Source organism: Sphingopyxis sp. (genome assembly GCF_041916015.1).
In the GTDB taxonomy this organism is placed as follows: Bacteria; Pseudomonadota; Alphaproteobacteria; order Sphingomonadales; family Sphingomonadaceae; genus Sphingopyxis.
In genome coordinates this window covers 1-6,459 of the sequence record NZ_JAYSAH010000070.1, presented here as the reverse complement: position 1 = coordinate 6,459, position 6,459 = coordinate 1, and the positions used below count along the sequence as shown (strand labels likewise).

The 6,459-nt window shown below is 68.2% G+C and carries 4 protein-coding genes; all 4 read right to left on the bottom strand.

The window, feature by feature from the left end; all coding sequences use genetic code 11:
- The coding region (locus ACE3SL_RS10105) for a RecQ family ATP-dependent DNA helicase (RefSeq protein WP_374525608.1) at window positions 1-815 on the bottom strand (815 nt) is incomplete at its 3' end.
- A 155-nt stretch (window positions 816-970) separates the two neighbouring features.
- Window positions 971-2,608, bottom strand: coding sequence for a YbaL family putative K(+) efflux transporter (gene ybaL, locus ACE3SL_RS10100; protein ID WP_374525607.1), 1,638 nt, complete (start codon window positions 2,606-2,608; stop codon window positions 971-973).
- 31 nt (window positions 2,609-2,639) lie between these two features.
- A complete protein-coding gene (locus ACE3SL_RS10095) occupies window positions 2,640-4,151 on the bottom strand; it encodes a hypothetical protein (protein WP_374525606.1) in 1,512 nt (503 codons plus the stop codon).
- A 122-nt stretch (window positions 4,152-4,273) separates the two neighbouring features.
- On the bottom strand, window positions 4,274-6,088 hold the full coding sequence (locus tag ACE3SL_RS10090; protein WP_374525605.1) for an ABC transporter ATP-binding protein/permease: 1,815 nt from the start codon (window positions 6,086-6,088) through the stop codon (window positions 4,274-4,276).
- Window positions 6,089-6,459: the final 371 nt, after the last annotated feature.

Sequence of the window (6,459 nt, the reverse complement as noted above, 5' to 3'; positions counted from 1 at the left end):
TCATGCTGCACGCGCGCGCGCCGTTCGGGGTCTAATCCAGCGTGATAGGCCGCGACCGGCCGCCCCGTCGCCGCCGCGAGCTTCGCCGCCATCCGCTCGGTCCCGTCGCGTGTCGGGCAATAGACGATCCCCGGCCCCGGAGTGGCGGCGATGAAGTCGGTGAGCTGCTTCGCCGGGCTGACGCGCGGCGCCACCCGATAGCGGATGTTCGGCCGGTCGAACCCCGCGAGCACCAGCCCCTCGGCCGGAATGCCGAGCTGGAGGAGAATATCCTCGCGCGTATGCTTGTCGGCGGTCGCGGTCAGCGCGAGCCGCGGCACCTCGGGGAAGGCATCGAGCAGCGGCCGCAGCAGGCGGTAGTCGGGCCGGAAATCATGCCCCCATTCCGAAACGCAATGCGCCTCGTCGATCGCGAACAGCGCCGGTGCGCGCGCCTCCATCAGCGAGCGGAATCCCTCACCCGTCGCGCGCTCGGGCGCGATGTAGAGCAGGTCGAGTTCGCCGTTACGATAGGCCTGCCGCGTATCGGCGAAATCGGCATCGACGCTGGTCAGGCTGGCGGCGCGAATCCCCGCCGCGCGCGCACCGCGAAGCTGGTCGTGCATCAGCGCGATCAGCGGCGACACGACGACGACGCAGCCGTCCAATGCCACCGCCGGAAGCTGATAGGTCAGCGACTTGCCCGCCCCCGTCGGCATCACCGCCAGCGTCCGATCGCCCGCCATCACCCGCGCGACGACCTCGGCCTGGCGGCCGCGGAAGGCGTCGAAACCGAAGGTGGATTTGAGCAGCGGGAGGAGCGCGTCGGCGGACATTGTGCGGTGGCGATAGGGCGGATGGTCGGGAGAGGGAAGCCCTCCGCCTCCAATTTCGTCATTGCGAGCGCAGCGAAGCAATCTCCAGCTCTCGATCCTGCTCCGCGCCGATAGCTGGAGATTGCTTCGTCGCTTCGCTCCTCGCAATGACAGCGTTAAACTCCCGCCAGCATCGCCCGTTCCGCCATCCGCGCCGCGGTCTCGCGCTCGGCCATCACGACATGGTCGGCGCCGCGCCGCACCAGATCGTCGACTTCCTCGTCCGAATGCGCGCGCGCGACGATGACGAGCTTCGGGTTGATCGCCCGCGCGCGCCGCACGATCGCCCCCGCCTCGGCGCCCTCGGGGATCGCGACGAGCAAGGTTCGCGCCGTGTCGAGTCCCGCCTTGCGCAGCACGCTTTCCTTGGTCGCGTCGCCGACGATCACCGTCGCCCCCGCCGCTTCGGCGGCGGCCGCCATGTCCTTCTGATCCTCGATCACCGTCAGCCCCGTGCCGCGCCCGCAGATCAGCCCGCCGATATGGCTGCCGACGCGGCCGTATCCGATCAGCACGACCCCCGCATCGCACGGCGTCGGCGCTTCGCCCTCCGGCACCCCGGCTTCGGGCACATCGTCGGCGCGGCTGCGCCGCACCATCAGGGTGAAGAAGATCGGGTTGAACAGGATCGACAGGATCGACCCTGCCAGGATCAGGTCGCGCGCCTCGGGGGGCATCACCTTCAACCCGACACCCAGCCCCGCCAGAATGAACGAGAATTCGCCAATCTGCGACAGGCTCACCGCGACCGTCATCGCGGTCTGGTTCGGATGGCCGAAGGCGCGCACGATCGCATAGGCCGCGAGCGATTTGCCGAAGACGATGATCGCGACCGTCGCGATCAACGGCAGCGGCTGCTCGACCAGCACCTTGGGATCGAAGAGCATCCCCACCGACACGAAGAACAGCACCGCGAAGGCATCGCGCAGCGGCAGCGTCTCCTCGGCGGCGCGGCGGCTCAATTGCGTCTCGCCGAGGATCATCCCCGCGAAGAAGGCCCCCAAGGCAAACGACACGTCGAACACCACCGCCGCCCCGAACGCGACCCCCAGCGCAATTGCCAGCACCGCCAGCCGGAACAGCTCGCGCGATCCCGAATGCGCGACCCAGTGCAGCACCCACGGCAGCACGCGCCGCGCGACGATCAGCATGAAGGCGACGAAGCCGACGACCTTCACCAGCACGATGCCCGCCGACTGGAGCAGCCCCGCGCCGCCGCCCTCATCGCCGCGCGACCCGAACATCGCGGGCAGCAGGACGAGCGCGAGCACCATCGCCAGATCCTCGACGATCAGCCAGCCGACCGCGATGCGTCCCTTTTCGGTCTCGACCATGTCGCGCGCCTGCAGCGCGCGGAGCAGCACCACTGTGCTCGCGACCGACAGCGCCAGCCCGAAAACGATGCTCCCCTCGACCGACCAACCGAGCCAGAGCCCGAGCATCATGCCGAGCGCGGTCGCGACCGCGATCTGGGCGATTGCCCCCGGCACCGCGATCCGGCGCACCGACAAGAGGTCCTTCAGCGAGAAATGCAGCCCGACCCCGAACATCAGCAGGATCACGCCGATCTCGGCGAGCTGGAGCGCCAACCCCGTGTCGGCGACGATTCCCGGCGTGAACGGCCCGACCATCACCCCCGCGAGCAGATAGCCGGCGATCGGCGAGATGCGCAGCCGGTGCGCGAGCGCGCCCATCAGAAAGGCGACGCCGAGCCCGGCGACGATGGTGCCGATCAGGGTGGTGTCATGCGGCATAGGGCAGCCTAAGGGGCGCCGCGCCGCGCGGTCAACCCGATGGTGCGATTTTCAGCAGCAGCAGGTCCGTCCCGCGCCGGTAGGCGATGCGAAAACCCGCCGGCGGCGCCACCGACGCGGGGTCGGCGCCCGCGATCCACATCGCGGTAAAGCCATCGCGGACCATCCGCGCCATGCGTGCGCGCAACGCCGCGCGATCGGGCTCACCCTGCGGGCAGAGCACCGGGATGTCCTGCGACTGATCGAACCAATAGGCCTGATCCGCGGGTCGGCGCAGCGTCATCAGGTCGGACCCCGGAATCTGAAACAGCGTGTTGGCGAAGCTGTCGCGCCGCGTGACGGCATAGGCGCCGAGCTTGCGGTCGGGCGCCAGCGTCCAGCTCCGGCATTTCGTCCCGACCGACAGGAAGCCGACACGGCTTCCCCGCGGCACCGCATCGAGGATCGCGAGCCGCGCCTCCAGCACCCGTCCGGCCTGCCACCATTGCACCGACGTCCACCCGGCGCGGAGCGCGAACAGCGCCGCGCCCAGCGCGACCAGCAGGCGCTCGCGGTCGGGGCGCGCCGCCGGACCGATAGCCATGATCGCGACCATCACCGCGACCGGAGTCAGGCGCAGATCGGCGCCCCAGCTCCCGAAGACGGTCTCGGGCAACACGATGGCCGCGACCAGCAACAGGCCGCCGCTCATCGCCAGCCGCGGCTCGAGCCTGCGGCCGCCCGCCCAAAGCAGCGCCAGAAGAGCCGCAGCCCCGATCACGACCGTCATCGCAAGGTCGAGCGGCACCGACAGCCCCTTCAGCATGGTGACGAAATTCATCACCTTGAAGTGCAGGACGTCGCGGCCGTACCAGAACATCGGCTGGTCGCCGCTCCCGCGCCAGATCAGCAGCGGCGCGAGCGGCGCGAGGAGCGGCAGCGCGCGCAAGGTCCGGACGGCCAGGTCGCGCACGCTTCGCGCCGCCGCCAGTTCCGCCCCGGCGACCAGAATCAGGAAGATCGCCCACCCCATGACGTGCGCCGTCCACACGCCGACCGCGCCGATGCCGAAGGCGAGCGAGCGCCACAGGCTTCGCCGCTCGCCCGAAATCCACGCGGCCGCAAGGATCAGCGCCAGCGCCACCGACAGGCAATAGTTGAGGAAACCATAGAGGAACGGCTGCGCGAACGCGAAGGGCAGCGCCAGCATCGCGCTGCCCGTCACCCGCCCGTGCGCCGCGCGCGCGAGCATGAGGATGCCGGCGACGGTCAGCGGCGCGATCAGCGCGCTGACGAGCCGCGTCGCGGTCTCGATCCCCAGCCAGGGCGCGAGCAGGACCGCGGGAAGGTCGACCCCCAGATTGCCGACCCAGCGCCAGTCGACCGCGAAAAAGGCATCGAGCGGCGTGCCTCGCCCGATCTCGGCCAGCACATGATGCCGCGCGAGATGGTTCGGATAGTCCGACGCGCTCGGCACCGACGTGATCAGCATCGGCAGCGCGGCCAGGATCAGCAGCGCAGCGATCGAACCGCGGGACAGCCCGGTTGCGGGAATCGAAGGCACCGGATTTCCGCTTTTGATCATCGCAGCGTTTCAGCCCCTCGCCCTGCCCCAACTCTGCCTGCCGTCCTTGGAGAAAAGGGATGGCATGTCAAAGGATAACCATCGGGCAACCGGCTCGCGCCCTAAACCGTTCCCTCTTCCTTTTCCGCCTGCTGCCGCGCCCACATATCGGCATAGAGCCCGCGCATCGCGAGCAGCTGGTCGTGCGTTCCCGTCTCGGCGACGCGGCCCTTGTCCAGCACGATGATCCGGTCGGCGTTGACCACCGTCGACAGGCGGTGCGCGATCACCAGCGTCGTGCGGCGTTCGGCGATGCGCTCGAGCGTGTCCTGAATCGCCGCCTCGGTGCGGCTGTCGAGCGCGCTCGTCGCTTCGTCGAGGATCAGGATCGGCGGGTTCTTGAGCAAGGTGCGCGCGATCGCGACGCGCTGCTTCTCGCCGCCCGACAGCTTCAGTCCGCGTTCGCCGACCTCGGTTTCATACCCCTGCGGCAGCATCGCGATAAAGCCGTCGATCGCGGCGCCCTTCGCCGCGTCCGCGATCTCCTCCGCGCTCGCACCGGCGCGGCCATAGGCGATATTGTAGCCGATCGAATCGTTGAACAGCACCGTGTCCTGCGGAACGATGCCGATCTCGGCGCGCAGGCTCGCCTGCTGGACCGTCCTGATATCCTGCCCGTCGATCAGCACCCGCCCGCCCTGCGGGTCATAGAAGCGGAAGAGCAGCCGCGCGATCGTCGACTTGCCCGCGCCCGACGGCCCGACGATCGCCAGCGTCTCGCCCGCATCCACGGCGAAGCTCACGCCGTTCAGGATCGTGCGGTCGGGCTCGTAACCGAAAACGACATTCTCGAACGCCACGGCGCCGCCGTTCACGACCAACGCCGGCGCGCCGGGCGCGTCGCTGATCTCGGGCGGGGTGTCGATCAGCCGGAACATCGCCTCCATGTCGATCAGCCCCTGGCGGATCGTGCGATAGACCATGCCGAGCAGGTCGAGCGGGCGGAAAAGCTGCGCGAGCAAGGTGTTCACCAGCACGACGTCGCCGACCTTATACTCGCCGACCGACCAGCCCCACACCGTGTACGCCATTGCCCCCGCCATCGCGGCGTTGGTGATGAAGCTCTGCCCGACGTTGAGCCAGGCGAGGCTGTTCTCGCTCTTCACCGCGGCGCGCGCATATTGGTCGGCGACGTCGCGATAGCGTGCCGCCTCGCGCGCCTCGGCGCCGAAATATTTGACCGTTTCGTAATTGAGCAGGCTGTCGACGCTGCGCCCGACGGTCAGCGTGTCGAGGTCGTTCATCCGCGTGCGGAGCGCGGTGCGCCAGTCGGTCACCTTGCGCGTGAAGATAATATAGACGATCACCATCAGCGCGGTCGCGCCCGCGAGGCCCGCGCTGAACTTGGTCCAGAAGATCGCGATCACCGCGACCAGCTCGATCAGCGTCGGCGCGATGTTGAACAGCAGGAAATAGAGCATCGTGTCGATGCTCTTGGTGCCGCGCTCGATCACCTTGGTAACCTCGCCCGTCCGCCGCGCGAGGTGAAAACGCAGCGAGAGGGCGTGGAGATGGGTGAAGGTCGCGATCGCCAGCTCGCGCGTCGCATCCTGTCCGACGCGCTCGAACACCACGTTGCGAAGATTATCGAACAGCACCCCGGCGAAGCGCGCACCGGCATAGGCGACAACGAGCCCGATCGCGAGCGCCGCGCCGTCTTCCATCCCCGGCGCCATGCGGTCGATCGCGGCGCCATAGAGAAAGCCCATCGAGATCTGCACGCCCTTCGACGCGAGCACGATCAGCGCGGCCAGGACGATACGGACCTTCGCCCCGGTCTGCCCCGCGGGCCACAAATAGGGCATGAAGCGCCCCAGCGTCGCCAGGATCGGCGGCTCGCGGGACTTGTCGGCGGTGGTGGAGGTATCGGGCGGCATGCGCGCCCCATGTAGGGCGGGAGGATGCGGAGGCCAAGCGTTTCGCAGGAAAAGGCGCGACGGCTGCCGAAGCGCCCACTTTATCGCCTGCTAACGACCGGAAGGGGAAGCCAAACCTATACTCCCGTTCGTGGCGAGCGAAGTAGAGACACGCGAAGGCTTGCGCTTCCCAAGCGTGTCTCGACTTCGCTCGACACGAACGGAAATGGAGGACGGTCCGCTTTCCACCCTATTCTGTTGAAAAACTCCCGCTTGCAGTGAAGCGCGGGGAATGATTCAGTTGTCTTGTTATCGGGAGACTGCTGATGATGGGCGAGCGGAAGGTGATGCAGGAGGCGCTGTTTTACAGCTTCAGCCTTGAGGATCATGTG